Origin of the sequence: Streptomyces fragilis, assembly GCF_003112515.1 — a bacterium.
GTDB lineage: Bacteria > Actinomycetota > Actinomycetes > Streptomycetales > Streptomycetaceae > Streptomyces > Streptomyces fragilis.
The window spans coordinates 330,698-356,044 of record NZ_BEVZ01000002.1 but is presented as its reverse complement, the minus strand read 5'-3'; the positions used below and the strand labels follow the sequence as shown (position 1 = coordinate 356,044).

The following is a 25,347-nucleotide window of genomic DNA, read 5'->3' as shown; positions in this document are numbered from 1 at the left end:
CGCGACGAGGAAATGACCGACCACCCGGCCGCCCACGAGGACGGACTCGACGGCTCCCGGTCAGTCCGGGCGGACAGCGGTCAGGAGCCAGGCGGTGCTGCGGAGCCGGAGGGCGTCGGCGGTCCGGTACGGCCGGAGCCACTCGACCAGGCGGGTGCGGGCGCGGTCCTGGACGTCGGGGCCGACGCGCCCGAGGAGGTGGCGGCCGGGGCCGGAGTCGAGCATGAAGTGGGCCGCTTCCCGGGCGTCGCGGCCCCAAATCCCGTACGCCTGGACGTGCTCGGCGCGTACGTCCTGGAAACCGGCCTCGGCGAGCAGCGCGGTCGCGGTGCCCGCGTCGGCGAGGGAGAACATGCCCGGGGCTCCGGGTGCGCCGAAGCCCTGCATGGGCAGGATGTCGCCGAGCGCGGTGAGGGCCTGCAGCCACTGGTTGCCCTCGGGCTCGGCGGCGCTGAGGAAGGCGATGCGCCCACCGGGTCGCAGCGCTGTCGCGATGTTGGCGAAGGCGGCGACGGGATCGTCGAAGAACATGATGCCGAAGCGGCTGATCGCGACGTCGAAGGCGCCGGAGGTGAGGGGGTGGACCTGGGCGTCGCCGTGCTCGAAGGAGACGTCGGTGATGCCCTCTTCGGTCGCCCGCGTACGGGCGCGTTCCAGCATGGGCGCCGAGAGGTCCAGGCCGAGGGCGTCACCGGGGGTGGCCGCGCGGGCGGCCAGGAGGGTGGTGGTTCCGGCGCCGCAGCCGATGTCGAGGACGCGTTCTCCGGACCTGATGGCGGCGGCGGTGAGCAGGGGCTGGTCGAAGCCGGCGTTGACGGCGTCCCAGCGGTCTTGATGGGCGGCCCAGTGGGAGCCTTCGTGGCCGTTCCACGCCTGTGCCTGGGCCGTGTTGGCGATGCCGTGCATGGGGGAGGACCTCCGGCGGAGTGTGATGGGCGCCGTAGTATGGGCGCGTGCCCAAACAGTATGGGCGTACGCCCAAACCGGCAATCCCCTTGCCCCTGGAGGGACTTGATGTCACCGCGTGGAGTCGCGATTCCCGATCTGCGTGAGCTGCTGTTCGACGCGGCGGAGCGCGTCCTGGCCAGGGACGGCACTGCCGCACTGACCAGCAGGGCGGTCACGAGCGAGGCGGGCTGCGCCAAGGGAGTGCTGCACACCCACTTCGCGGGCTTGGACGAGTTCGTCGCCGAACTGGTCCTGAACCGGTTCGCCCGTATCGCGGTGCAGGTGGAAGGGCTGTTGGCACGGGCGGGTACGGGAGCGGTGGCGGACAACCTCGCGGCAGTGGCCTCGACGGTCCTGTCGCTGGATCCCGGGGTCGTGGGACTGGCCGTGACCCGCCCGACGGCGTCGCGGCGCATCCGCGAAGCCTGGCAGGCCGGCGCCCCGGGCTTCGGCGTGGTCGAACGATCGGTCGGCGGTTATCTGCGCGAGGAGCAGCGGCTGGGACGCGTGGAACAGGCAGTGGACACGGAGTGCGTGGCGCTGGCCCTGGTGGGAACGCTGCACCATCTGCTGATGACCGGATGGGCGGGCACACCGGATCCGCAGGCACAGGTGCGGCGACTCATCCGCGCGCTCGTCGCCGCCCCGTGACCGCGGACCGGCCCGCCTTCATGCCGGGGCGCACTCCTCTGCCCGCCGCGGAGCGCCCGCCGGAGCGGCACCCGTTGCGCAACTGCGAGCGGTGCGACCGGGGTTGTCGCGGGCCGGATCCGCAGCGGTGCCGGGAGTGCGTGCCGGACAGCAGCAGCTCGCCGGTCCTTCGCTGCAGCCGGTTCCGGCAGCGGCGGCCTTGGGGCCGGACATCAGGGCGATCTCAGTCGTGGCGTCGGCATCGCGTGGTCATTGCGCGGCCTCGCCGGTGTTCCCGCCGGTGCCCGGCGACCGCGAGCCAGCCCGCCGCCGCGCCGACCACGTACCAGAACAGGTCCGGCGCGTTGAAGGTCGAGCCGAGGACGAGGCGGGCGGCGACGCTGTGCCGGGAGAGCTCCGCGGGCACGCCGGTGAGCTGCGAGAACTCGACGGCCCAGCTGACGGCCAGGGCGATCGTGGCAGCCTTCCACGGGGTCGTCCGGGGAGCCGCCAGGACGACGAGCGCGAGGAGCAGCAAGGTGTAGAGCGCGTCTCCGCCGTACTTGGCGAGGTCTCCCGTCGCGACGGCTCTCAGGCCCAGGCCGGCGAGGACGATCACCGGAGCGGCCACGGCGGCCAAGAGCCGTGTCCGGCCCGGGTGCCGTGGCCCCGGCGGGAGCCGTTCCGCCGGACGCCGTCCCGGCAGTCGCCGGTGGACCAGTCGCCGCCGCACTCCGCACCGCCCGTCCCTCGGCCCCCTCGCGGGACTCCCCCGACACCGAACTCCAGGACGCGACCGGCGAGGTCGTGGTTCCGGATCGCTCCGCGCGGCCGGTCCGGCCCTCCCACGGTGACCGGCGCACCCAGGACCCGCCGGCCGGTGTCCGCCGGCCGGTGTCCGCCGGCCGGGTCGACGGCGGGGTCAGGCCGCCGGGTCGGGGCCCTCGGTGGTGGTTCCGAGGGCCGCCCCCAGGTCGGAGAGGTCGGCGTTGAGGGCAGCCATCAGCTCCTCCATCTGCTGCAGCAGACCCGCCGGCTGTTGCGGCACGCCCTGCGTCCCCGACCCGCCCGGAACGAACTGCGGCGGCACGGTCTCTTCCGACATCGATGTCTCCCAGCCCCCACAGGGGCGCGCACGAGTGGACGCCCCGGCGGTTGGTCCCCGGCGCGGGAGCCGGGTCGGCCCGGCTCCGCACCGGACAACGAACTCCGCAGGTGGCGGTAACTGCAAGGGACACCGAACACTCGCCAGGTTGACGCTTTTTCACTCTGGCGATGATCACGGCGAACGTGGGACCGGAGAGGGACGGGCAAGGGACCGGAGAGGGGCCGGAGGAGAGCCGGGGTGGGCGGCCGGAGGGGCGGGCGTGCCCCGGGCCTGGGTAGCGGTGCAGGATGGGGGCATGGACCTGCGAATCTTCACCGAGCCCCAGCAGGGGGCTACGTACGACACCCTGCTCACGGTCGCGAAGGCCACCGAGGACCTCGGCTTCGACGCGTTCTTCCGTTCCGACCACTATCTGCACATGGGCGACGTCAGCGGGCTGCCCGGACCGACCGACGCGTGGATCACGCTGGCGGGCCTCGCCCGTGAGACCAAGCGGATCCGCCTCGGCACGCTGATGACGGCCGGCACCTTCCGCCTGCCCGGCGTCCTCGCCATCCAGGTCGCGCAGGTCGACCAGATGTCCGGCGGGCGCGTCGAACTCGGTCTGGGCGCGGGCTGGTACGAGGACGAGCACAAGGCGTACGGCATCCCCTTCCCCAAGGAGAAGCTCGCCCGCCTGGAGGAGCAGCTCGAGATCGTCACCGGGATGTGGGCCACCGAGGTCGGCAAGACCTTCAGCCACCACGGGACGTACTACGACCTGACCGACTCCCCCGCGCTGCCGAAGCCGGCCCAGCAGAAGGTGCCGGTTCTGATCGGCGGCACCGGCGCCAAGCGCACACCGCGGCTGGCCGCGCGCTACGCCGACGAGTTCAACGCGCCGTTCATCTCCATCGAGGACACCAAGGCCCTGTTCGCGCGGGTGCGCGCCGCGGCCGAGGAGGCCGGGCGGTCCGCGGACGACCTCACGTACTCCAACGCGCTGGTGGCGTGCGTGGGCCGCGACGAGGCCGAGGTGGCCCGCCGGGCGGAGCGCATCGGGCGTGAGGTGGACGAGCTGAAGGAGAACGGTCTCGCGGGCTCCCCCGCCGAGGTCGTCGAGAAGATCGGCCGCTACGCCGAGGAGGCCGGGTCGCAGCGGATCTACCTCCAGATGCTCGACCTGGACGACCTGGACCACCTCGAGCTGATCTCCGCGGAGGTGCAGCGCCAGCTCGGCTGACGTTTTTTCCGCCACCGCGACGGACACCACGATGATCGCCGCGGCCGGCCCCGCGATAAACGAAGGGCGCAGGTCGGGCCCGTTGTGCGATCGTGAGCGGCGTCGTCCTGCGAAGCCCCCGGGACCGCGTGTCCCGGGGGCTTCGCACGTCCCACCGCCGTGCGCGCCCCTCGCGCGGGGCGCGGAGGAGAATGAGGAGAGGTGTCCGGATGTTCCTGACCATCACCACGACCGGTACGCCGGAGAACCCCGCCACCGATCTCGGGTTCCTGTTGCACAAGCATCCCGACAAGGCGCAGCTCTTCTCCACCTCCTACGGCACGGCGTACGTGTTCTATCCGGAGGCCACCGAGGAGCGCTGCACGGCGGCGCTGCTGCTGGAGGTGGACCCGGTGGCGCTGGTGCGCCGCGGGCGGGGCAAGGGGCGGGGCGGGGCGCCGGACTCGGCGCTCGCTCAGTACGTCAACGACCGGCCCTACGCGGCCTCGTCGCTGGTGGCGGTCGCGCTGAGCGCGGTGTTCTCGACGGCGATGAAGGGGCAGTGCAACGCCCGCCCGGAGCTGCCCTCGCGGCCGCTGCCGCTGCGGGTGGAGATTCCGTCGCTGCCGGCCCGCGGCGGCCCCGACCTGGTGACCGAGCTGTTCGAGCCGCTGGGCTGGACGGTGCAGGTACGGCCGGTTCCGCTGGACACCGCGTTCCCCGAGTGGGGCGACTCGCGGTACGTCTCGCTGACCCTGGAGTCCGCGACCCTGACCGTGGCCCAGGCGCTGCGCCACCTGTACGTGCTGCTGCCGGTGCTGGACGACGCCAAGCACTACTACGTGTCCGCCGACGAGGTCGACAAGCTGCTGCGGGCGGGTGAGAGCTGGCTGGCCGGACACCCGGAGCACAAGCTGATCACCAGCCGGTACCTGTCGCGGCGCTGGTCGCTGACCCAGAAGGCCATGGACCGGCTGGAGACCGAGCGCGAGGAGCTGGCCCGGCTGGCGGAGGCCGACGACACCGCGGTCGAGGAGATCGACAACGCGGTGGACCCGGACACCGACACCGAGGAGCGGCCGGTGCCGCTGGCCGTGCGGCGGCGCGAGGCGATCCTGGAAGCGCTGCGGGACCGCCGTGCCGCCCGGGTGCTCGACCTCGGCTGCGGGCAGGGCCAGTTGGTGCAGGCGCTGCTGAAGGACACCCGGTACCGGGAGGTCGTGGGGGTGGACGTGTCGATGCGCGCCCTGACCATCGCCTCGCGGCGGCTGCGGCTGGAGCGGATGGGCGAGCGGCAGGCGTCGCGGGTGCGGCTGCTCCAGGGGTCGCTGGTGTACACCGACAACCGGCTCAAGGGGTACGACGCGGCGGTGCTCAGCGAGGTGATCGAGCACCTGGACCTGCCGCGGCTGCCGGCGCTGGAGTACTCGGTGTTCGGTTCGGCGCGGCCGCGCACCGTGGTCGTCACCACGCCGAACGTCGAGTACAACGTGCGCTGGGAGTCGCTGCCCGCCGGTCACTCCCGGCACGGCGACCACCGGTTCGAGTGGACGCGGGAGGAGTTCCGCGCCTGGGCGGACTCGGTGGCGGCGCGCTACGGCTACGACGTGGAGTACCGGCCCGTCGGCCCGGACGACCCCGAGGTGGGGCCGCCGACCCAGCTGGCCCTGTTCACCCTGTGCGCGGACACCGGCGGCGAGAAGCACGCCGGGCCCGCCACCCCTGCCCGTTCCGACAACGACCGTGAGGAGGCCGCGGCATGAGTGACGCCCCTGTCATCGAGGCGGCCCGGCCCGCCGGGCGCGTGCTGCCCGTCACCGACCTGTCCCTGGTGGTGCTGATCGGCGCCTCCGGCTCCGGCAAGTCCACGTTCGCCCGGCGGCTGTTCAAGCCGACCGAGGTGATCTCCTCGGACTTCTGCCGCGGGCTGGTGTCCGACGACGAGAACGACCAGAGCGCCACCAAGGACGCGTTCGACGTGCTCCACTACATCGCCGGCAAGCGCCTGGCGGCCGGCCGGCGGACCGTGGTGGACGCCACCAACGTGCAGCCGGAGGCGCGGCGGCAGCTGATCCAGCTGGCCCGGGAGCACGACGTGCTGCCCATCGCGATCGTGCTGGACGTGCCGGAGCCGGTGTGCGCGGAGCGCAACGCCGCCCGGGTGGACCGGGCGGACATGCCGCGCCGGGTCGTCCAGCGCCACACCCGCGAACTCAAGCGCTCGCTGCGGCACCTGGAGCGCGAGGGCTTCCGCAAGGTGCACGTGCTGCGCGGGGTGGCGGAGGTCGAGGGCGCCACCGTCGTCACCGAGAAGCGGTTCAACGACCTGACCCACCTGACCGGTCCGTTCGACATCGTCGGCGACATCCACGGCTGCTCGAACGAACTCGAGGCACTGCTCGGCAAGTTGGGTTACGTCGACGGGGTGCACCCGGAGGGCCGGACCGCCGTGTTCGTCGGCGACCTGGTCGACCGCGGGCCCGACTCGCCGGGCGTGCTGCGGCGGGTGATGTCGATGGTGGAGTCCGGGAACGCGCTGTGCGTGCCGGGCAACCACGAGAACAAGTTCGGCCGTTACCTGCGGGGCCGCCAGGTCCAGCACACGCACGGCCTGGCCGAGACGATCGCCCAGATGGACGGCGAGAGCGAGGAGTTCAGGGAGCGGGTCCGGAAGTTCATCGACGGCCTGGTCAGCCACTACGTGCTGGACGAGGGCCGGCTGGTGGTCTGCCACGCGGGTCTGCCGGAGAAGTACCACGGCCGCACCTCGGGCCGGGTGCGTTCGCACGCGCTGTACGGCGACACCACCGGGGAGACCGACGAGTTCGGGCTGCCGGTGCGCTACCCGTGGGCGGAGGACTACCGGGGCCGCGCCGCGGTGGTCTACGGCCACACCCCGGTGCCGACGGCCACCTGGCTCAACAACACCATCTGCCTGGACACCGGCGTCGTCTTCGGCGGCAAGCTGACCGCGCTGCGCTACCCGGAGCGGGAACTGGTCGAGGTGCCGGCCGAGCGGGTCTGGTACGAGCCGGTGAAGCCGCTGGTGGGCGAGGCGCCGGGCGGTCACCAGGGGCGCCCGCTGGACCTGGCCGACGTGCACGGCAAGCGGATCGTGGAGACCCGGCACGCCGGGCGGATCGCGGTGCGCGAGGAGAACGCGGCGGCGGCGCTGGAGGTGATCAGCCGGTTCGCGGTGGACCCGCGGCTGCTGCCGTACCTGCCGCCGACCATGGCGCCGACGGCCACCTCCAAGGGGGACGCCCGCGGCGGAGCCGCTGATGAGCACTACCTGGAGCATCCGGCGGAGGCGTTCGCGCAGTACGCGGCGGCCGGCGTGGAGCGGGTCGTGTGCGAGGAGAAGCACATGGGCTCGCGGGCGGTGGCCCTGGTCTGCCGTGACGCGGCCGCGGCGCGCGAGCGGTTCGGCGTGGACGGTCCGACGGGGTCGCTGTACACCCGCACCGGGCGGCCGTTCTTCGACGACGAGCAGGTCACCGAGGAGGTCCTCGGCCGGCTGCGGTCGGCTATCGGCGGCGCGGGGCTGTGGGAGGAGCTGGACACCGACTGGCTGCTGCTGGACGGCGAGTTGCTGCCCTGGTCGCTGAAGGCGGGCGGGCTGCTGCGCAACCAGTACGCGGCCGTGGGCGCCGCCTCCGGGGCGGTCTTCCCGGGCGCGCTGTCCGCGCTGGAGGCCGCCGGGTCGCGGGGCGTGGACGTGTCCGCGCTGCTGGACCGGCAGCGCGAACGGGCCGCCGACGCGGGGAGGTTCACGCAGGCGTACCGGCGCTACTGCTGGAGCACCGAGGGCCTGGACGGGGTGCGGTTCGCCCCGTTCCAGCTGCTCGCGGGGCAGGGGCGGAGCCTGGCCGGCGTGCCGCACGACGCGCAGCTGGCCTGGCTGGACCGGCTGGTGGAGGCCGACGGCTCCGGGCTGCTGCGGAGCACCGGCCGGCTGCTGGTGGACACCGGCGATGCGGCCTCGGTGGCCGCGGGCGTCGACTGGTGGCTGGAGCTGACCGGTCAGGGCGGCGAGGGCATGGTCGTCAAGCCGCTCGGTGCCGTGGTGCGGGACGCGGAGGGCCGGTTGGTGCAGCCCGGCGTCAAGTGCCGGGGCCGGGAGTACCTGCGGATCATCTACGGCCCGGAGTACACCCGGCCGGACCACCTGGAGCGGCTGCGGCAGCGCCACCTCGGCCACAAGCGGTCGCTGGCGCTGCGGGAGTACGCGCTGGGCCTGGAGGCGCTGGACCGCCTGGCCGAGGGCGAACCGCTGTGGCGCGTCCACGAAGCCGTCTTCGCGGTCCTGTCCCTGGAGTCCGAGCCGGTGGACCCGCGGCTGTAGCCCGCCCGCCGGCAGGACGGCGACGAAGCGCGGCCGGGCCGGGAGAGGACACCCTCTCCCGGCCCGGCCGCGCTCCTCCCGTCTGCGGGGCCCGCACCCGGCGATGTCGTCATGTCGACACCGGCCGGGGAGCCGGACGGCGGGTCAGCCCGTGGGGGTGACGAAGTGGGACGACGGCTCGCGGAGGCGGTCGCGCAGGGCGTGGAAGAGGGCGGTGGCGCGGGGGCCGGGCCAGTCGGGCGGGAGGAGGCGGGGCGGGAGGCCCGGGTCGGCGTAGGGGAGTTCACGCCAGGCGTCGAGGGCGAGGAGGTAGTCCCGGTAGGCCTCCTCCGCCGGGGTGTCCGCACGCTGTTCCCAGGCCCGCAGCATGCCCGTATGGCGGCCCAGGAAGTCCTGGTAGCGGGCGGCGATGGCGTCCAGGTCCCACCAGCGGGCGACCGCCTGCTCGGTGGGCGTGTAGCCGAGGTGGTCGCCGCGGAAGAGGTCCACGTAGCGTTCGAGGCCCAGGCGGCTGAGGGTGTGCCGGGTCTCCTCGTGGACGCGGGCCGGGGCTATCCACACGCCGGGGGCGGCGGCGCCGAAGCCGAGGCGGGCCAGCCGGGTGCGCAGCACGTGGCGCTGCTGCCGCTCGGTCTCGGGGACGGAGAAGACGGCCAGCAGCCAGTCCTCCTCGTCGGACGGGCCGGCGTGCACGCGGCGTCCGGTGTCCTCCAGCAGCTGCCGGGCGCCGGGCGACAGCTCGTACCCGGCCGCGCCGGCGGCGGTGCGGGCGGGGACCAGCATGCCGCGCCGCTTCAGCCGGGAGACCGCGGACCGCACCGAGGGGGCGTCGACGCCGACCGCCGCGAGGAGCCGGATGAGCTCCGCTACGGGCAGCGGTCCGGGCAGGTGACGGCCGTACGCGCCGTAGAGCGTGACGATGAGGGAACGGGGAGCGCGTTGGTCGGACACGGTGATCATTTTAATGGTCCGGACATGACGGAGTGTCACGGGGGGCGGCCCTGACCTGCGCGGCGGCCCTCACCCCCGTCTCCGCAGCCGTCCCGGCCGAGGCCCCGGCCGCGCCGCTCAGGCCCAGCCGAGCCGCGCGGCCTGGAGGCCCAGCTGGAGGCGGGTCTGGGCGCCGGTGAGCTTCATCAGCTGGCCCACCCGGCGCTGCACGGTGCGCAGGGACAGGCCGAGCCGGACGGCGACCGCCTGGTCGGTGAGACCGGCCACCAGCAGGCTCATGATGCGGGCGTCCGTCTCGTCCAGGTCGCTCGGCGTGGACATCGCGACCTGCCCCGCCCGCGGCACCGTCAGGCGCGAGCTGCGGTGCCAGACGAGCTCGAAGAGACCCACCAGGGCGTCGAGGAGACCGCTGGGCCGGATCAGCAGGACGCCGTCCGCCGCGTGGCCCCGGCCGCCCATCGGGACCATCGCCAGCTCACGGTCGACGATCACCAGCTTGACCGGGACGGAGTCGGTGACCCGCACCTCCTCGCCGGCGTCGACGGCGCGTTCCAGTTCCTCGACGATGCCGTCGTCCTCCTCCAGCATGCGGCGCTCCAGCACCACCCGGTAGGCGACGCCGCGGGCCGCCGCCGCGGCCTCGGTGGCGGAGTTCTCGGCGGTGGAGACGAACCGGGAGGGCGCCTGGACCAGTCCGAGGATCTCGCTGCGCGCGCCGCTCTGGAGCTGTTCCAGACGCTGCCGGGTCGCGTCGACGCCGCGGACCACGTCGAGGACGTCGGAGGAGGACCGCTCGGCCATGGTGGCCCGGTACAGCTCCTCCAGCGAGCCGAGCTCGAGTTCGGCCAGCCGCAGCGCGTTCTGCCGCCGCACCAGCATCGAGCCGAGGGCGAGCCGGGGCGGGGAGGCGCTCAGCCGGCCGGCCGCCTCCCCGTTGCGGGCGGCCAGGCCCAGCGCCTCCAGGCGCCCCATCACCCGGGCCGCCTCGCCCTCGGGCACCTCCAGCACGCGGGCCAGTTCCCCGGCGGAGCAGGACGGCCTGCGCAACAGCTCCCGGTACGCGTTCGACTCGTTCTCCGTCAGCCCCAGCACGTCCTGGATCATCGTGGGCCCTCGCTCGTTCCGGTCCCGCCCGGGGACGGCGGGTTCATGCCATGTCGCAATGCCGCAACCTCGCACGGATCACGCCGGGCGTAAACCCCGTCTCGGCCGGTGGATCACGTCGGCGGGCGGAAAGGCCAGGTGAACAGGGATGAAGTGGCACCTGAGGGGTCAGGATCAGTGGCATGGGATTTCACGTCGACTCAGAGACCGGCCGTCTGCGCCGGGTCGTGCTGCACCGCCCCGGCCTGGAGCTGAAGAGGCTCACCCCCAGCAACAAGGACGACCTGCTCTTCGACGACGTCCTCTGGGTGCGCCGCGCCCAGGCGGAGCACGACGCCTTCGCCTCGGTGCTGCGCGAGCGCGGCGTGGCCGTGCACCTCTTCGGCGACCTGCTGGCCGAGACCCTGTCCGTGCCGGAGGCGCGGACGCTGGTCCTGGACCAGGTCTTCGACGACCGGGAGTTCGGCCCGCTGGCCACCGACCACCTGAGATCGGTCTTCGAGGCGCTGCCGTCCGAGCGGCTGGCCGAGGCGCTGGTCGGCGGCATGACCAAGCGGGAGTACCTGGACGAGCATCCGGAGCCGGTCTCCATCCGGTTCCACGTGATGGAGCTGGACGAGTTCCTGCTGAACCCGCTGCCCAACCACCTCTTCACCCGCGACACCTCCGCCTGGATCTACGACGGCGTCTCGATCAACGCGATGCGCTGGCAGGCGCGCCGCCGCGAGACCGTCCACTTCGAGGCGATCTACCGGCACCATCCGCTGTTCCGCCGGGAGGACTTCCACATCTGGTCGCAGGGGCACGCGGACTATCCGTCGACCATCGAGGGCGGCGACGTGCTGGTGATCGGCAACGGCGCGGTGCTGATCGGGATGAGCGAGCGGACCACCCCGCAGGCGGTGGAGATGATCGCGCGCAAGCTCTTCGCGACCGGTTCGGCCCGCACCGTGGTGGCGCTGGACATGCCCAAGCGGCGGGCGACCATGCACCTGGACACGGTGATGACCATGGTGGACCGGGACACCTTCACCCAGTACGCGGGCCTGGGCATGCTGCGCTCGTACACGATCACGCCGGGCGGCGCGGGCCGGCTCGACGTCGCCGACCACCCGCCGGAGCACATGCACCGCGCGATCGCCGCGGCGCTGGACCTGCCCGAGATCCGGGTCCTCACCGCCACCCAGGACGTCCACGCCGCCGAGCGGGAACAGTGGGACGACGGCTGCAACGTGCTGGCGGTGGAGCCGGGCGTGGTGGTGGCCTACGAACGCAACACCACGACCAACACCCACCTGCGCAAGCAGGGCGTGGAGGTGATCGAGATCCGGGGCAACGAGCTGGGCCGTGGGCGGGGCGGGCCGCGCTGCATGAGCTGTCCGGTGGAGCGGGATCCGGTATAAGGTCTCGCTTTCCTCGACGCCATGAATAATCATTCTTGGTGTCGTATAGAATTCCATAGTCCCCGCAGCAGTCCAGGAGCTCGTGATGCCTCTCCTCCCCTCCGCCCTCGCCGGTCGCAGCTTCCTCAAGGAGCTGGACTTCACCCGTGAGGAGTTCCGCGGCCTGGTCGAGCTGGCCGCCGAGCTGAAGGCCGCCAAGAAGGCCGGGAGCGAGACCCAGCACCTGCGGGGCCGCAACATCGCGCTGATCTTCGAGAAGACCTCGACGCGCACCCGCTGCGCGTTCGAGGTCGCCGCCGCGGACCAGGGCGCCTCCACCACCTTCCTGGACCCGTCCGCCTCGCAGATCGGGCACAAGGAATCGGTCAAGGACACCGCCCGGGTGCTGGGCCGGATGTACGACGGCATCGAGTACCGCGGCGACAGCCAGGCCAAGGTGGAGGAGCTCGCCGCGCACGCCGGCGTGCCGGTCTTCAACGGCCTCACCGACGACTGGCACCCCACCCAGATGCTCGCCGACGTGCTCACCATGACCGAGCACTGCGCGAAGCCGCTGGAGGAGATCGCCTTCGCCTACCTGGGCGACGCCCGCTTCAACATGGGCAACTCCTACCTGGTCACCGGCGCCCTGCTCGGCATGGACGTGCGGATCGTCGCGCCGCGCTCCTACTGGCCCGCGGAGGAGATCGTCGCCCACGCCCGCAAGCTGGCAGAGATCAGCGGCGCCCGCGTCACCCTGACCGAGGAGGTCGCCGAGGGCGTGCGCGGCGCGGACTTCGTGGCCACCGACGTCTGGGTCTCCATGGGCGAGCCCAAGGAGGTGTGGGGCGAGCGGATCGCGGCCCTGTCGCCCTACGCGGTGACGACGGACGTGCTGCGCGCCACCGGCAACCCGGACGTCCGGTTCCTGCACTGCCTGCCCGCCTTCCACGACCTCGGCACCGAGGTCGGCCGGCGGATCCACGCCGAGTACGGCCTGGACTCGCTGGAGGTGACCGACGAGGTCTTCGAGTCGGAGCACTCCGTGGTCTTCGACGAGGCCGAGAACCGCCTGCACACCATCAAGGCCGTGATGGTGGCCACGCTCGGCCGGTGACACGACGCCGCCGACGACGTAGTCTCGTCCCCCGCATGTTCCGAGCACGCCCGGCGTGCTCGGAAAGACCTGCCTGACCTGCCGATACGTCTCGTGGCCGTGGTGCCGCGGGGCGTGTCGCCGGGCGGCGTGGAACCATCCCTTCCGCGCCGTCCGACCAGCGACCCACCCCGTCGCGTACCGCACCACCGAGAAACGAGCACCACCCGTATGCCCGCTCCACGCGTCAAGTCGTCACGCCTCCTGATCGCCGAATCGGGCCATGACCTCGAGGGTCACGGCCTGAAGCGGACGATGAGTCTCTTCCACCTCATCTGCTTCGGCATCGGCGCCGTGGTCGGCACCGGCATCTTCGTCGGGCTGTCCGACTCGATCGCCGAGGCCGGTCCCGCGGTCGTCGTCTCCTACGTCCTCGCCGCGATCACCTGCGTCTTCACCGCCTTCTCCTTCGCCGAGCTCGGCGGCGCCATCCCGGTGGCCGGCTCCTCGTACTCCTTCGCCTACGCCGGTCTCGGCGAGACCTGGGCCTTCCTGGTCGGCTGGTGCCTGCTCCTGGAGTACGGCATCTCCATCTCCGCGGTCGCAGTCGGCTGGAGCGAGTACGTCAACGAGCTGCTCGACAGCGTGCTGGGCCTCCAGCTCCCCGCCGCCCTCTCGCACGGCCCCACCGAGGGCGGCCTGGTGAACCTGCCGGCCGTGGTCCTGATCGGCCTGGCCACGATGCTGCTGGTGCGTGGCGTCCGGGAGAGCGCCCGGGCCACCGCGGTGATGGCGGTCGTCAAGCTGGTCATCCTGGTCGTGTTCTGCGCGGTCGGCTTCACCGCCTTCCAGGACGGGCACCTGAGCCCCTTCGCCCCCGAGGGCGTGGCGGGCATCGGCGCGGCGACCTCGGCGGCCTTCTTCTCGTACATCGGCTTCGACGCCATCACCACCGCCGGCGAGGAGTCGCGCAACCCGCGCCGGGACGTGCCGATCGCGATCCTGGTCTGCATCGGCCTGGTGACCGTCCTGTACTGCGCGGTCGCCCTGGCGGCGATCGGCGCCATCGGCTCCGAGGAGGCGGGCAGTCGGCCGGCCGCGCTGTCCCACGTGGTCGACACGGTCACCGGCTCCGACGTCGGCGGGGCCGTCATCGCCTTCGGCGCGGTGGTGGCCATCGCCTCGGTGACGCTGGCCGTCACGTACGGGCAGAGCCGCATCCTGATGTCGATGTCGCGTGACGGCCTGATGCCGCGGGTCTTCGAGAAGGTCTCGCCGAAGACCTCGACGCCGGTGACCGGCACGGTGATCATCGGCGTGGTCTTCGGCCTGGTCGCCGCCTTCGTGCCGCTGGACGGCCTGATCGACCTGTCCACCATCGGCACGCTGGCAGCGATGGCCGCGGTGAACGTCGCGGTGATCACGCTGCGCCGCCGCGAGCCGGAACTGGAGCGGCCGTTCCGGGTGCCGCTGGGTCCGGTGCTGCCGGTGCTGGGCGTGCTGTTCTGCCTGTACCTGATGTATGAGACGGGCCGGCGGACGTGGGTGCAGTTCGCCGTCTTCCTCGCGGCGGGGCTCGCGCTGTACCTCGGTTACGGGCGCAAGCACTCCGTCCTGGGCTCCCGCCCCACCGAGGAACCCCCGGTCCTCGCCGGCCGGTGATTCCCCGCCCCGCTCGCGAGGGCCGCCGCGGACACACCGCGGCGGCCCTTCGCCGTACCGGAGGGGTGCCCCGCCCCGGCACCCGGAGGTGGCGGGGCGTCCGGGCCCTCGGCCTAGCCGTTCCTCGGAGCCGGGGCGCTCCTGAGCGCGGGCGGAACCGTCTGTGACACCCACGCCTCCGTACAGGCGAGCGTCATCCCCTCCAGGGAGCAGTGGGTCTGCCAGATCTGTCCGCCGCTCGTCAGGACCTGGACCCACAGGTCGTTGCCGTGGGTGGAGACGCCGACGCCGCAGGACGTAGGCCCTGGGTAGCCGGGGTTGTCGCTGAGGTCCACCCACGTGAAGGGGCCCACGGTGGGCGTGAGGTCCTGGCGCCCCACGAACGTCACGCCACCCGAGATCACCGCGCTGAACTGCTCCGACCTCGAGGGAGCGACGGAGTCGATGTCGGCGCACGGGCCGGTGGCTCCGCGCGGGCCGGCGGCACCGGCGGGACCGGCGGGTCCGGCGGGTCCGGTGGCTCCTGTGACTCCGCGCGGGCCGGCGGGTCCGGCGGGACCGGTGGCTCCGGTGGCTCCGGGCGGCCCCTGCGGGCCCGTGGGGCCGGTGATGCCGCGGCAGTGGTCGTGGCCCCAGCCACCGCCGTTGGGCGCGACCGCGTGCCGTCCGCCCGGCCCGCCCTGGCCGTCCGCGCACCTGTCCGTGTCGCCGCCGTGCGTCACGGCCGGCTGGTCCGGCATGCTCCGCACCGCGTTGGCCGGGCCGGCCACACCGGTCGCCATGACCAGCGCGAGCGAGGCCAGCATGCCTGCCTTCCTGAACCTGTCACGTGCAAGCGGCCCCCACAACGGGCGTCCTGCGGCCCCAGAACTCATGCGCGTGCTCTCCCTTGCGTCGATGTCGCGGAACGTTTCCGCAGCAGGAGTCTCACCCGCCGCCCCGCCGAAGTGCGGTGCGCCGGACCGCGCCGCGCGCAGATATCATCAAATCGGCTTATACAAACCCGAATGCAGCAACATCGACACATAGGCCACTCATGCGATCAATCACGTCTGATCCAGGCATCGCGTGGATACCCTCTCCCGGATCCAGCACGCGCCACAGTGACGCCTCCTCCACGTGAAGGGGCGGTCAGCATCCGGGAGCGGTGAGACATGACGAAACAGACCATCTGCCTGTGCCTGATCGTCAAGAACGAGGCGCACGTGATCGAGCGGTGCCTAGGTTCCGTGCGTCACCTGATCGACACCTGGGTGATCTCCGACACCGGCTCGACCGACGGCACACAGGACCTGATCCGCAAGGCGCTCGACGGCATCCCCGGCGAACTCCACGAGGAGCGCTGGGTCGATTTCGGCCACAACCGCACGCGCAACATCCAACGGGCCCGCGGCAGGGCCGACTACCTGCTCACGCTCGACGCCGACCACGTGCTGCGCCAGGACGCGCCGCTGCCCCGCCTGACCGCGACCTCGTACATGCTGCGCTACGACACGCCGGGCACCCAGCACCGGTTCAAGCACCTCATGCGCGGCGACCTGGCCTGGCGCTACGAAGGCGTCACCCACGAATACCCCTGCACCGACGAGGCCGACGACCAGCGGAACCTCGACGCGCTGGTGATCGAGGACCATGCCGACGGCGGCTGCCGCGGCGACAAGTTCACGCGCGACGCGCACCTGCTGCGGCGCGAACTGCAGCGCGACCCCTCCAATCCGCGCACGGTGTTCTACCTGGCCAACACCGAACGCGACCTGGGTCACGCGCAGGAGGCGATCGCGCTGTACGAGCGCCGCGCCGCGATGGGCGGCTGGGAGGAGGAGGTCTACTGCTCGCTGCTGGAGGCCGGCATCCTCAAGGCCGACAGAAGCGACGACTGGGCCGGGGCCATGGACGCCTTCTCCCGCGCCTGGGACGCACGCCCTCAACGGCTGGAAGCCTGTTACGAACTCGCCTCACGCCTGCGCGCCCAGGGCCGCCACCACACCGCGCACGCCATCCTCCGTGCCGTCGTCGGCCGGGGCGAACCGGACGACCTCCTCTTCATCAGGCCCTGGGTGTACCGCTGGGGCCTGCTCTTCGAGTACGCGGTCACCGCGTACTGGGTGGGCGACCTTGCGGCCTCGCTCCAGGCGTGCGACACGCTGCTGGGCATCCCCGACCTGCCCGCGTCCGTCCGCTCCCAGACCGAGATCACCCGGACGTTCGCGGCCCGGCAGGCCGCCGTCGCCCCGCGACCGTCCGCCCCCTCGCTCGGCCCCCAGCGCGGCCGGGCGGGCAGGCCCTCGTCGAGCTCGGGGAAGAAGAAGACGGCCAGATCCCGCCGGAAGTAGCGCGACCGCGGCCGGCGGCCCCTGGTCGGCGGGCCTTCGCTCCTCCGGCGCGGGTGGTCGCGTCACTCCGGAAGGGTGTCCGGGGTGGCCCTACCGCCTCCCCGGGGCGGCAGGCGTCGCCCGGTCCGCACCGCGCTCTGCCCCGCCTCTTCCGGGCCCGCCTCCGCCTGCCCCGCCTCCCACGGACCCGCTTCCCGCGGCCCCGCCGTCCGGGGACAGGCGGCGGATCATCTGCAGGACGCGGTCGCGCGACTCGTCGGCGGCGTCGATCGCCTCCATGCACTGCCAGTACGTGTCGTCGTCGGGGGCCGCGGGGGCGAGGCCGATCATGGCTATGCCGGCCTCGGACAACAGCTCGCCCAGCATCTCCAGCACCTCGGACGGGTCACCGAGCGAGCTGAGCCGGGCCGCCCGCAGGTGTTCGGCGCCGAAGGGTGCCTGCCCGAGCACCCCGCAGCCCCGCCCGGCCAGCTCGGCCAGGCCTATCGCCTCGCCGCGCAGCTCCGGCGGCCCGTAGACGGCCAGGCGGCTGCCCACCGCCTGGGCCAGGGCATGCGCCTGCCAGACCTCGGCCACCACGGCCTTGGGTTCCTCGCTGACCGCCAGCGCGCGTCTGCCCGCCTCGATGAGTCGCACCGCGTCCATCCACGCCGCCCCGTTTCGCTCCGCGTGCCCCCGCGCACGCCGTATCGATTCCACTACCCAGAGTGAAGGGTCGGGCACGGTTACGCCAGACCATGCCGGAAATCTGTGGAAAACTCTGCGGGAACGACCCGCTCCACAACTCCGGAGAGTGAAGGTGCCGCCGCGACGGCACCGGCGGTCCCCGGCCCCCGCCAAGGGCAGGCGCCCGCCGCACACGGCTTCACGCCCCTGGCGCGGGGAACCTCTTCTCGTTCCGTCCGATCTTCGCATCCAGCGCCGACAACGGGTCCACGCCCAGCGCCGCGCACAGTTGCAGCAGGTAGGCGAGCACGTCCGCGACCTCGTCCTCCACCCGGTGCGCCTGCTCAGGGTCCTCCATCACCCGGGCCGACTGCTCAGGTGTCAGCCACTGGAAGATCTCCAGCAGTTCGGACGCCTCCACGCTCAGCGCGGCCGCCAGGTTCTTGGGGGTGTGGAACGGCTCCCAGCGGCGCGCGGCGGCGAACTCGGTCAGGCGCGCCTGCAGCGCGGCGAGTTCACGATCTCCTGTCATGGCGCCAGGTCTACCACCCGCGCCGACTCGCCGCCGTCCTCGCCCTCCACCCAGGACAGGTCGTTGACCGCGCCCACCAGCCGGATGTGGCCGCGCTCGCACATCCGGGCCGCCAGGCCGAGGAGTTCGCGGCGCTGCCGGGCGTCGAGTCCCTGCCCGAAGCCGTCGGCGAGGACGGTGAGCGTCTGGAAGGCCTCCGGCACGTCGACGGTGTCCACCTCCAGCACGCCCGGACCGGTGAGCAGCACCAACGCCAGGGCGATGTACCGCAGTTCGCCGTCGCCGAGGCGGGCGAGCTCGGTGCGGGTCCCGTCGCCCCGGTCGAGCAGGGCGCGCACCCGGCCGTCGGTGGTCCGCTCGGCGAACAGGCCGGCCACCGGGCCCGCGCAGCCGGCGCGGACCGCGTCGACCAGCAACCCGTGCCGCCGCCCGCACTCGGAGCCGGTGCGGAAAAGGACGTCGGCGAGGTTGTCGCAGCCGCGCAGCAGCCGGCCGGTGCCCAGCGGCACGGCGGAGCGCATCCGCGCGGGCCGCGGGTCGCAGACGAACACCGACCGCAGGGCGACCACCATCTGCTCGGCGGCCGTGAGCACCCGGCGCTGCCCCTCCGTCTTCCCCGCGACCCGCAGCGGCAGCAGCGCGGTGCCGAGCCGGTCGTCGGGAAGCGGGGCGCGGGTGACCGGTGCGGCGCCGGCGGTGTGCCAGGCCGCCTGGACGGCGCGGCGGCCCGGGTCGCGCAGGGCGGTCTCCAGGAGGACCAGCCCTTCACTGCTCAACCGCTCGCCCACGATGCGCAGTTCGGGCTCGACCTGCACGGCGACGTCGAGCCGCACCGGCCCCTCGGGCCCGTCGGCGGTGCAGCCGATGCGGAAGCCCCGGCGTCCCTGCTCGTCCGGGCGGGCGCGGTCCGGGACGCAGGAGAGGGCGTCGGGGAAAGCCTCCTTGAGTTCCGCCCCGGCGGCCAGCCGAGCCAGCGCCTCGTAGGCGCGCAGCACGCCGGACTTGCCGCTGCCGCTCGGTCCGGCGACCAGGGTGAACGGGGCGTCCAGCGGGACGCGCAGCCGCCGGTGCGAGGCGAACGCGGACAGCCGCAGTTCGGTGACCCGGGCCCGGCCGGCGACGGCGCGCTGGGCGGGGACCCGCGCCGCCTCCGCGTCGTGCGGGACCGGGGAGGGGGACGGGACGTCTGACGGCATGGACACGGTCATGACCGGACGGTAGGCGCGGGCCGCCGCGGCGAACCGTTCCGCCCGGACCGGCTTCCTACGATCGGGGGACGCGGTCAGCGCAGCCGGCCGCATCACCCCTGCTCGGAGGGGCGTGAGGGTTACGGCCGCGGGCCGCCGAGGCCTTCCATCAGGCCTTGCACCTCGACGCCGTTCGGGGTGCACAGGAAGACGTTCCGGTCGACACGGTGCATGGAGGCGCCGAGACCGAACACCACGCCGGTGGAGAAGTCGAGGACGCGTTTGGCGACGTCGCCCTCGGCCCCGGAGAGGTCGAGCAGGACGGGGGCGCCGGCCATCAGGGTCTCGGCGACCTCGCGGGCGTCGGCGAACACGTTCACCCGGAGCACGACGAAGCGGCGGCGTGGTTCGGTGGCCTCCACCGGGAGGGCTCGGTGGTCCACCTGGGAGGGCCACGCGTCCCTGCCGCGCAGCGGCACGACCTCGGCCAGGCCCTCCCACTGTTCGTCGGTGACGTCGTGCCTGCGCCTGCTCATCACCGTCGGTCCCCCGCGTCATGTCCGGATGGTCGTTCCGGACCCATTGTGGCGTGCGCTCACCCGTTCGGCCGAACCGACGCGCGGAACGGGCGGGGCGGTTCTTGCGATCGCGTCCCACCCACCGGCGGTGGCCGGCCCCGGATACGACCGCGCGCCCCGGGGGATCACTCCGGGGCGCGCGGTCGGCGTGGCTTCCTGCCTGGTCAGCGCGGGGCGGTGCCGCCCGTCACGGTCCGCTCCCGTCCGGGGACCCGGGCCGCGTCCTACCGCCGATCCGCTGCGGGCCCGGCGGCCGCCGCCCGATCCTCCGCGACGGCGGCCGGCGACCGAAGCTCGGCTGCGGCCGGCGACGTCCGCGGATCCGCGGCGGCCGGCGTCCCGAGTTCGGCGGCGGCCGGCGTCGGAGGCTCCGTGGCGGCCTCTGACGTCCGCGGCCTCGCGACGGCGGCCGGCGCCGGATGATCCGTGGCGCGGGGCCGGATGCCGACGGCGGCGACGACCGCACCGAGGACGCACAGCACGCCGGTGACGACCACGGCGGCGTGCAGGCCGTTGACGAAGGCCTGGCCCGCGCCCTCGACGACCGCGGTCCTGAGCCCGGCGGGCATCTCCGGCGAGACGGGCGCGATGCCCATGGTGACCGCGTCCTCCGCCTCCCGCAGGCCGTGCGCGACGGCCTCGGGCACGCCTGCGCCGGTGAGTTCGCCGAAGAGCGACGAGCCGACCCTGCCGCCGATGACCGAGACGAGCACCGAGGTGCCCAGGGCGCCGCCGATCTGCAGCATGGTGGACTGCAGCCCCGAGGCGACGCCGCCGTCCTTCACCGGCGCGTTGCCGATGATGGTGTCCGCGGTCGCGGGCAGCACGATCCCCACGCCCAGCCCCATGGCGATGTAGGGGAGCCACATGGTGGCGTAGGACGAGTCGACGGTCCAGGTCAGCATGGAGAACATCGCGACGGCCGACAGCAGCAGTCCGATCGGCACCGTGACCCGCGCGCCCAGCCGTCGGCTCAGCTGCGCTCCCAGCGGGGAGGCGACCAGGGAGGCCAGCGACATGGGCAGGGTGGCGACGCCGGCCTCCACCGGGCTGTACCCGCGGACGTTCTGCAGGTACAGCATGATGAAGAAGATGCCGCCGAGCATCACGAAGAAGTTGAGCACCGTCATCACCGCGCCGACGGTCAGCGAGCGGTCGCGGAACAGGCGCATCGGCAGCAGCGGGTGCTCCTGTCGGGTCTCGTACCAGCCGAACAGCACCAGGACCGCCAGGCCCGCCGCGAGCAGGCCGAGGGTGCCCGCGGAGGTCCAGCCCCAGGTCTCGCCCGTGACGATCCCGTAGACCAGGGCGAGCAGACCGGCGGCCAGCAGGACCACGCCCACGACGTCGAACCGGTGGCGGCCGGTGGAGTTCCTCGACTCGGCCAGGACCCACGCCGAGAAGAGGAGTGCCACCACGCCGATCGGGGCGTTCAGGTGGAAGACCCACTGCCAGCCGACGTTCTCGACCAGCAGACCGCCGACGATCGGGCCGAGGGAGGTGGAGACGGCGGAGACCATCCCCCAGATGCCGACCGCGACGGGGAACTGCCGCGGCGGAAAGACGGAGCGCAGGATGCCCAGGGTGTTGGGCATCAGGATGCCGCCGCACAGGCCCTGCAGGGCGCGGAAGAGGATGACCGTCCCGATGCTGTCGGACAGGCCGATGGCCACCGACGTGACGACGAAGCCGGCGATGCCGATCAGGTAGTGGCGGCGCCTGCCGAAGCGGTCGCCGAGTTTGCCGCCGAGGATCATCGAGGCGGCGAGGGCCAGCAGGTAGGAGTTGGTCACCCACTGGAGTTCGGAGGTGTCGGCGCCCAGGTCGCGGCCGATGGCCGGGTTGGCGATGGCGACGACGGAGCCGTCGAGCTGCACCATCAGCAGACCGAACGACACCGCGATCAGGGCGAGCCAGGGGTTGCCCCGGCGAGGACCGCGCGCGGCGGCCACCGGGGAGGAGTCCACGGGAGTGGAGGGCATGGAGGATCGAGCCTTTTGTCTGCGAGGAGGTCTACGAGGGGACGCCACGGACACCGCCCCCGAACTGACGGGCGGACGGCTCGCGTGCGTCCGCCGGGCAGGGCGAAGGCACGCCAACGGCACGCCGCGGGCGTGGAGGACGTGGCGAGGTGGAAGAGGTGGAAGAGGTGGAATGGGATGGCTGGTGCGCGCTCCGTGCCGGGCGCTGGAGCGGGTGCGAGCTCCGTGCCGGGCACCGGGGGCGGAGGGAGGACTCAGCCGCCGTCGCGGACGGCGCGCTCCAGCGCGCCGAGGGCCGACAGCGCGGAGCCCAACGCGTCGAGCTCGCCGTCGGTGAGCCTGAGCAGCGCCTCGGCGAGGACGCCGGCCTCCAGCTCCCGCACCTCGGCGATCCGGCGGCGCGAGGTGGCCGTGAGGTGGAGGTGGGCGACGCGCCGGTCCGCGCCGTCCTGGCGACGCTCCAGTTCGCCCTGCTCGGTGAGGAGGGACACCAGCGCACTCACGTTGTTGGGCTTCATCTGCAACGCCTCGGCGGCCTCACGGACCGTGGCGCCGTCATGGCCCTCCACGTACCGCAGGAGGGCGAGCTGCGCCTCCGGGGGCTTGGGCACGTGGTACTCGCGCGCCACCCGCCGGTCCACTGCCCGGTACAGCGCGGGCAGGCACGTCGCGAGGCCGGAGGCCACTCGGTCGGTGCGCGCGCTGTGATCGGACATGCCGACCAGGATAGGTATCTGTCGATACCTATGTCAAAAGAGATACTTCTCGCGGCGCGGTGAGGCACGGCGAAGCCCCCGGCCGGGGCGGGCCGGGGGCTTCGGAATCGAGGGGCGGGCGAACGGTCAGCGGGACCCGCCCAGAACGCCGGGCTCGGCGGCGGTGCGGCGGACGGACTCCAGGACGACGTCGCGGAGGCTGCCCGTCCTCTCCCACACCTCGTGCTGGACGCGCGCGCCGTTGCCCTCCTTGAAGAGGCGGTCGACCGTGCGGTGGACGAGGTCGCGGTCGCCGGTGTCGCCCAGCGCCCCGTCCAGGTGCTCGAGCAGCGCGTCGACCACCTCGCGCGCGGGCGCGGGACGGAAGGTGCGGGGGTGCAGGAGGTCACCGTCCAGGCCGGAGCGGGAGGCCTGCCACGCGGCCAGCTTCACCAGGCTCACGCTGGCCGACGAGGCGGGTTCGGCCCCGGAGCGCCACTGCCGGGCGGCGGTTTCCACCAGGCCGCGGGCCAGCGCGGCGATCAGCACGGGCGTGTCCGCGTCCAGGCACACGTCGGAGACGCGGATCTCCACGGTGGGGTACGCGTCGGAGAGCCGGGCGTCGTAGTACGCCATGTGCCGGTCCAGGATGGCCCCGGTCGCGACCATCGCGTCGGTGCGCCGGTGGTACTCCTCCGGGCTGCCGAACGGCTCGGTCGGACCGGCCGAGGGCCAGCGCTCCCACACCTGACGGCGGTAACTGCGGTAGCCGGTCTCCTTGCCCTGCCAGAACGGCGAGTTGGCGCTCAGCGCGGTCAGCACGGGAAGCCAGTCGCGTATGCGGTCCAGGACCGCGACGCCCTCCTCGTCGGACTCCACCGAGACGTGCACGTGGCAACCGCACACCATCTGCTCCTGGGTGGCCAGACCGTACCGCTCGACCATCCACCGGTAGCGCTCGCTGGTGCTGACCTTCGGGCTCACCGGCAGCGGGGAGGTCGCCAGCGCGGTGACGGCCGCGCCCGTCCCGGCCGCGTGCCGGGCGGCATCGGCCCGCCAGCGGACGATCTCCTTCTGCAGCTCCTCCAGCGAGGACTGCGGATGCGTGGCGAACTCGAGCATCTGGCCGTGGAGCTCCTTCTCGAACACGTCCGCGTCCGCGGGGTCGCGCTCGGCGCGGGCGAGCACGGCCCCGGACAGGGCACGCGGGTCGCCCGTCTCCGGATCGACCAGGAGCAGTTCTTCTTCGACGCCGACGGTGCGCACGGGGGCCTTTCTCTCGACGGGGTTTCCCTCGTGTTCCCGGGGGTTCCCGCGATCAGTCCTCACCGGTTCCCGCCCGTCCGCGCGGGGCCCCCGTGGGGCACCACGGGGGCCCCGGCGTTTGGCAGCGGGGGGCAGGGCGACCCGTACACGGTGGCCGAGGACCCGGTCACCGGACGTGAAGGAGGAGGACCGTGGACCATTCACGCGTGCCCGTGCTGGAGGCGCTGGAGGAGTTCCGCCGACGAGGGGACGTGGTCTACGGCCCCCCGGGCCACCGTCAGGGCCGCGGCGCGGACCCCCGCGTCAAGGAGATCCTCGGCGAGGGTCTCTTCGCCGCGGACGTCCTCAACATGAACGGGCTCGACGACCGGCGCCTGTCGCAGGGCGTGCTCAGCGACGCGCAGGAGCTGATGGCCGACGCGGTCGGCGCGGACGAGGCGTTCTTCTCCACCTGCGGCAGCTCCCTGTCCGTGAAGACGGGCATGCTGGCGGTGGCCGGCCCCGGCGAGAAGCTGCTGATCTCGCGGAACTCCCACAAGTCGGTGATCGCCGCGGTGATCATCAACGGGGTGATCCCGATCTGGGTGCACCCCAAGTTCGACGCGGAGCGCCACCTGGCCCACCCGCCGGAGCCGGACGACGTGCGGCGCAAGCTCGAGGAGCACCCGGACGCGAAGGGCATGCTGCTGGTCACGCCCACCAACTGGGGATCGTGCGCCGACATCCGCGGCGTGGCACGGGTCTGCCACGAGTACGGCGTCCCGCTGATCGTCGACGAGGCCTGGGGCGCCCACCTCCCCTTCCACGCGGACCTCCCGGCCTGGGGCATGAACGCCGAGGCCGACATGGTGATCACCAGCGTGCACAAGATGGGCGGCGCGATCGAGCAGAGCTCGGTGTTCCACCTGCAGGGCGACCGCATCTCCTCCGAGGTGCTGAAGCAGCGCGAGGACCTGCTGGGCACCACCAGCTCCTCCTCCCTCGTCTACGCGACGCTGGACGGCTGGCGGCGGCAGATGGTGGAGCAGGGCGAGGAGCTGCTGGGTACGGCCCTGGCCCGCGCGCGGCGGATCCGCGAGGCCCTGTCGGCCACCGACGGGCTCACGGTGATGGGCGAGGAGATCGTCCGCGAAGGGCTGGCCCACGAGCACGACCCGCTGAAGATCAGCATCGACGTGCGCGAACTCGGCATCACCGGCATGCAGGCCGCGGAGTGGCTGCGCACCGAGTGCCACGTGGACGTGGGCGCCGCCGACACGCTGCGGATCTGCCCCTCCCTCACCCACGGCGACGACGACCGCTCCGAGGCGCTGCTGGTGGATTCCCTGCGGCGGCTCGTCAAGGAGGCCGGCTCCGTCGAGCGGCCCCCGCGGGTGCTGCTCCCCTCGCCGGGCGGGCTGGAGCTGGAGCAGGCGATCCGGCCGCGCGACGCCTTCTTCGGCAACGTGGACCACGTGCCGGCGGACCGGGCCGTGGGGCGGGTCGCCGCCGAGACCATCACGCCCTACCCGCCGGGCGTGCCGGCCGTCACCCCGGGCGAGGTGATCACCCAGGAGGTCGTGGACTACCTCACCAGCGGCGTTAAGGCGGGCATGCTGCTGCCCGACGCCGCCGACCAGAAGGTCGAGACCTTCCGCGTGGTCGCGTAGAACCCGTCGGGCCTGACGGACGCGTCAGGGCC

At 73.0% G+C, this 25,347-nt stretch carries 22 protein-coding genes; 9 read left to right on the top strand and 13 right to left on the bottom strand.

All coding sequences use genetic code 11. The features are described from left to right. Positions 1-60 precede the first annotated feature (60 nt). On the bottom strand, positions 61-906 hold the full coding sequence (locus tag Sfr03f_RS03675; RefSeq protein ID WP_108952233.1) for a class I SAM-dependent methyltransferase: 846 nt from the start codon (positions 904-906) through the stop codon (positions 61-63). A gap of 108 nt (positions 907-1,014) precedes the next feature. Here Sfr03f_RS03675 and Sfr03f_RS03670 point away from each other — a divergent pair, with 108 nt between their 5' ends. Beyond that, positions 1,015-1,599: a TetR/AcrR family transcriptional regulator gene (locus Sfr03f_RS03670; protein ID WP_108952232.1), complete on the top strand. Its 585-nt coding sequence runs from the start codon at positions 1,015-1,017 to the stop codon at positions 1,597-1,599. 223 nt (positions 1,600-1,822) lie between these two features. On the opposite strand, the gene Sfr03f_RS03665 is transcribed toward Sfr03f_RS03670, so the two are convergent. Together Sfr03f_RS03665 and Sfr03f_RS03660 are read right to left on the bottom strand one after the other, a co-directional pair. Then, on the bottom strand, positions 1,823-2,218 hold the full coding sequence (locus Sfr03f_RS03665; protein WP_372514438.1) for a ribosomal maturation YjgA family protein: 396 nt from the start codon (positions 2,216-2,218) through the stop codon (positions 1,823-1,825). A gap of 282 nt (positions 2,219-2,500) precedes the next feature. After that, on the bottom strand, positions 2,501-2,683 hold the full coding sequence (locus Sfr03f_RS03660) for a hypothetical protein (protein WP_108952231.1): 183 nt from the start codon (positions 2,681-2,683) through the stop codon (positions 2,501-2,503). Between the two features lie 298 nt (positions 2,684-2,981). On the opposite strand from Sfr03f_RS03660, the gene Sfr03f_RS03655 reads away from it, so the two are divergent. The 3 genes from Sfr03f_RS03655 to Sfr03f_RS03645 all read left to right on the top strand — a co-directional run bounded on the left by Sfr03f_RS03655 (position 2,982) and on the right by Sfr03f_RS03645 (position 8,232). Then, complete coding sequence (locus tag Sfr03f_RS03655) at positions 2,982-3,908, top strand: LLM class F420-dependent oxidoreductase (protein WP_108952230.1); 927 nt, start codon at positions 2,982-2,984, stop codon at positions 3,906-3,908. 209 nt (positions 3,909-4,117) lie between these two features. Beyond that, positions 4,118-5,650, top strand: a complete 1,533-nt coding sequence (locus tag Sfr03f_RS03650) for a 3' terminal RNA ribose 2'-O-methyltransferase Hen1 (RefSeq protein ID WP_108952229.1) — start codon at positions 4,118-4,120, stop codon at positions 5,648-5,650. Further along, a complete protein-coding gene (locus tag Sfr03f_RS03645) occupies positions 5,647-8,232 on the top strand; it encodes a polynucleotide kinase-phosphatase (RefSeq protein WP_108952228.1) in 2,586 nt (861 codons plus the stop codon). The genes Sfr03f_RS03650 and Sfr03f_RS03645 overlap by 4 nt, the downstream gene beginning before the upstream one ends. Before the next feature lie 144 nt (positions 8,233-8,376). On the opposite strand, the gene Sfr03f_RS03640 is transcribed toward Sfr03f_RS03645, so the two are convergent. Then, the gene (locus tag Sfr03f_RS03640; protein ID WP_108952227.1) at positions 8,377-9,192 is read right to left on the bottom strand and encodes a PaaX family transcriptional regulator; all 816 of its coding nucleotides are present in this window, start codon (positions 9,190-9,192) and stop codon (positions 8,377-8,379) included. Positions 9,193-9,300: 108 nt separating this feature from the next. Further along, a complete protein-coding gene (locus Sfr03f_RS03635; RefSeq protein WP_108952226.1) occupies positions 9,301-10,287 on the bottom strand; it encodes a helix-turn-helix transcriptional regulator in 987 nt (328 codons plus the stop codon). Between the two features lie 182 nt (positions 10,288-10,469). Here Sfr03f_RS03635 and Sfr03f_RS03630 point away from each other — a divergent pair, with 182 nt between their 5' ends. The 3 genes from Sfr03f_RS03630 (at position 10,470) to Sfr03f_RS03620 (ending at position 14,427) form a co-directional block, all read left to right on the top strand. Continuing rightward, positions 10,470-11,690, top strand: coding sequence for an arginine deiminase (locus Sfr03f_RS03630; RefSeq protein WP_108952225.1), 1,221 nt, complete (start codon positions 10,470-10,472; stop codon positions 11,688-11,690). Between the two features lie 85 nt (positions 11,691-11,775). Beyond that, complete coding sequence (argF, locus tag Sfr03f_RS03625) at positions 11,776-12,786, top strand: ornithine carbamoyltransferase (protein WP_108952224.1); 1,011 nt, start codon at positions 11,776-11,778, stop codon at positions 12,784-12,786. 210 nt (positions 12,787-12,996) lie between these two features. Continuing rightward, positions 12,997-14,427 carry an amino acid permease gene (locus Sfr03f_RS03620; protein WP_108952223.1) on the top strand — a complete coding sequence of 477 codons (1,431 nt, stop codon included), beginning with the start codon at positions 12,997-12,999 and terminating at the stop codon, positions 14,425-14,427. Between the two features lie 113 nt (positions 14,428-14,540). Here the strand turns inward: Sfr03f_RS03620 and Sfr03f_RS31470 are convergent, their stop codons facing one another. Further along, positions 14,541-15,233, bottom strand: coding sequence for a hypothetical protein (locus tag Sfr03f_RS31470; protein ID WP_108952222.1), 693 nt, complete (start codon positions 15,231-15,233; stop codon positions 14,541-14,543). A 348-nt stretch (positions 15,234-15,581) separates the two neighbouring features. Between Sfr03f_RS31470 and Sfr03f_RS03610 the strand changes: the two genes are divergently transcribed. After that, positions 15,582-16,760, top strand: coding sequence for a glycosyltransferase (locus Sfr03f_RS03610; RefSeq protein ID WP_108952221.1), 1,179 nt, complete (start codon positions 15,582-15,584; stop codon positions 16,758-16,760). A gap of 90 nt (positions 16,761-16,850) precedes the next feature. Here the strand turns inward: Sfr03f_RS03610 and Sfr03f_RS03605 are convergent, their stop codons facing one another. The 7 genes from Sfr03f_RS03605 to Sfr03f_RS03575 form a co-directional block, all read right to left on the bottom strand. Beyond that, positions 16,851-17,405: a DUF6099 family protein gene (locus Sfr03f_RS03605; protein WP_372514439.1), complete on the bottom strand. Its 555-nt coding sequence runs from the start codon at positions 17,403-17,405 to the stop codon at positions 16,851-16,853. 220 nt (positions 17,406-17,625) lie between these two features. After that, on the bottom strand, positions 17,626-17,958 hold the full coding sequence (locus Sfr03f_RS03600) for a nucleotide pyrophosphohydrolase (RefSeq protein WP_108952220.1): 333 nt from the start codon (positions 17,956-17,958) through the stop codon (positions 17,626-17,628). Further along, entirely contained in the window at positions 17,955-19,166 is a 1,212-nt protein-coding gene (locus Sfr03f_RS03595) for an AAA family ATPase (RefSeq protein ID WP_174721526.1), read from the bottom strand. The genes Sfr03f_RS03600 and Sfr03f_RS03595 overlap by 4 nt, the downstream gene beginning before the upstream one ends. 119 nt (positions 19,167-19,285) lie before the next feature. Next, entirely contained in the window at positions 19,286-19,681 is a 396-nt protein-coding gene (locus tag Sfr03f_RS03590; RefSeq protein ID WP_108952219.1) for a cell division protein SepF, read from the bottom strand. Between the two features lie 266 nt (positions 19,682-19,947). After that, positions 19,948-21,705 carry an MFS transporter gene (locus Sfr03f_RS03585; RefSeq protein WP_245967381.1) on the bottom strand — a complete coding sequence of 586 codons (1,758 nt, stop codon included), beginning with the start codon at positions 21,703-21,705 and terminating at the stop codon, positions 19,948-19,950. Between the two features lie 254 nt (positions 21,706-21,959). Continuing rightward, positions 21,960-22,421 carry a MarR family winged helix-turn-helix transcriptional regulator gene (locus Sfr03f_RS03580; protein WP_108952218.1) on the bottom strand — a complete coding sequence of 154 codons (462 nt, stop codon included), beginning with the start codon at positions 22,419-22,421 and terminating at the stop codon, positions 21,960-21,962. A 126-nt stretch (positions 22,422-22,547) separates the two neighbouring features. Beyond that, entirely contained in the window at positions 22,548-23,666 is a 1,119-nt protein-coding gene (locus tag Sfr03f_RS03575; protein WP_108952217.1) for a glutamate--cysteine ligase 2, read from the bottom strand. Between the two features lie 191 nt (positions 23,667-23,857). On the opposite strand from Sfr03f_RS03575, the gene Sfr03f_RS03570 reads away from it, so the two are divergent. After that, positions 23,858-25,315 (top strand): aminotransferase class I/II-fold pyridoxal phosphate-dependent enzyme, encoded by a 1,458-nt coding sequence (locus Sfr03f_RS03570; protein ID WP_108952216.1) that lies wholly within the window; start codon positions 23,858-23,860, stop codon positions 25,313-25,315. Positions 25,316-25,347: the final 32 nt, after the last annotated feature.

Coding starts and splice junctions, on each gene's coding strand:
- Sfr03f_RS03675 (WP_108952233.1), bottom strand. CDS start 906: ATGCACGGCATCGCCAACACGGCCCAGGCACAGGCGTGGAACGGCCAC.
- Sfr03f_RS03670 (WP_108952232.1), top strand. CDS start 1,015: ATGTCACCGCGTGGAGTCGCGATTCCCGATCTGCGTGAGCTGCTGTTC.
- Sfr03f_RS03660 (WP_108952231.1), bottom strand. CDS start 2,683: ATGTCGGAAGAGACCGTGCCGCCGCAGTTCGTTCCGGGCGGGTCGGGG.
- Sfr03f_RS03655 (WP_108952230.1), top strand. CDS start 2,982: ATGGACCTGCGAATCTTCACCGAGCCCCAGCAGGGGGCTACGTACGAC.
- Sfr03f_RS03650 (WP_108952229.1), top strand. CDS start 4,118: ATGTTCCTGACCATCACCACGACCGGTACGCCGGAGAACCCCGCCACC.
- Sfr03f_RS03645 (WP_108952228.1), top strand. CDS start 5,647: ATGAGTGACGCCCCTGTCATCGAGGCGGCCCGGCCCGCCGGGCGCGTG.
- Sfr03f_RS03640 (WP_108952227.1), bottom strand. CDS start 9,192: ATGATCACCGTGTCCGACCAACGCGCTCCCCGTTCCCTCATCGTCACG.
- Sfr03f_RS03635 (WP_108952226.1), bottom strand. CDS start 10,287: ATGATCCAGGACGTGCTGGGGCTGACGGAGAACGAGTCGAACGCGTAC.
- Sfr03f_RS03630 (WP_108952225.1), top strand. CDS start 10,470: ATGGGATTTCACGTCGACTCAGAGACCGGCCGTCTGCGCCGGGTCGTG.
- argF (WP_108952224.1), top strand. CDS start 11,776: ATGCCTCTCCTCCCCTCCGCCCTCGCCGGTCGCAGCTTCCTCAAGGAG.
- Sfr03f_RS03620 (WP_108952223.1), top strand. CDS start 12,997: ATGCCCGCTCCACGCGTCAAGTCGTCACGCCTCCTGATCGCCGAATCG.
- Sfr03f_RS31470 (WP_108952222.1), bottom strand. CDS start 15,233: ATGCTGGCCTCGCTCGCGCTGGTCATGGCGACCGGTGTGGCCGGCCCG.
- Sfr03f_RS03610 (WP_108952221.1), top strand. CDS start 15,582: ATGACGAAACAGACCATCTGCCTGTGCCTGATCGTCAAGAACGAGGCG.
- Sfr03f_RS03605 (WP_372514439.1), bottom strand. CDS start 17,405: ATGGACGCGGTGCGACTCATCGAGGCGGGCAGACGCGCGCTGGCGGTC.
- Sfr03f_RS03600 (WP_108952220.1), bottom strand. CDS start 17,958: ATGACAGGAGATCGTGAACTCGCCGCGCTGCAGGCGCGCCTGACCGAG.
- Sfr03f_RS03595 (WP_174721526.1), bottom strand. CDS start 19,166: ATGACCGTGTCCATGCCGTCAGACGTCCCGTCCCCCTCCCCGGTCCCG.
- Sfr03f_RS03590 (WP_108952219.1), bottom strand. CDS start 19,681: ATGAGCAGGCGCAGGCACGACGTCACCGACGAACAGTGGGAGGGCCTG.
- Sfr03f_RS03585 (WP_245967381.1), bottom strand. CDS start 21,705: ATGCCCTCCACTCCCGTGGACTCCTCCCCGGTGGCCGCCGCGCGCGGT.
- Sfr03f_RS03580 (WP_108952218.1), bottom strand. CDS start 22,421: ATGTCCGATCACAGCGCGCGCACCGACCGAGTGGCCTCCGGCCTCGCG.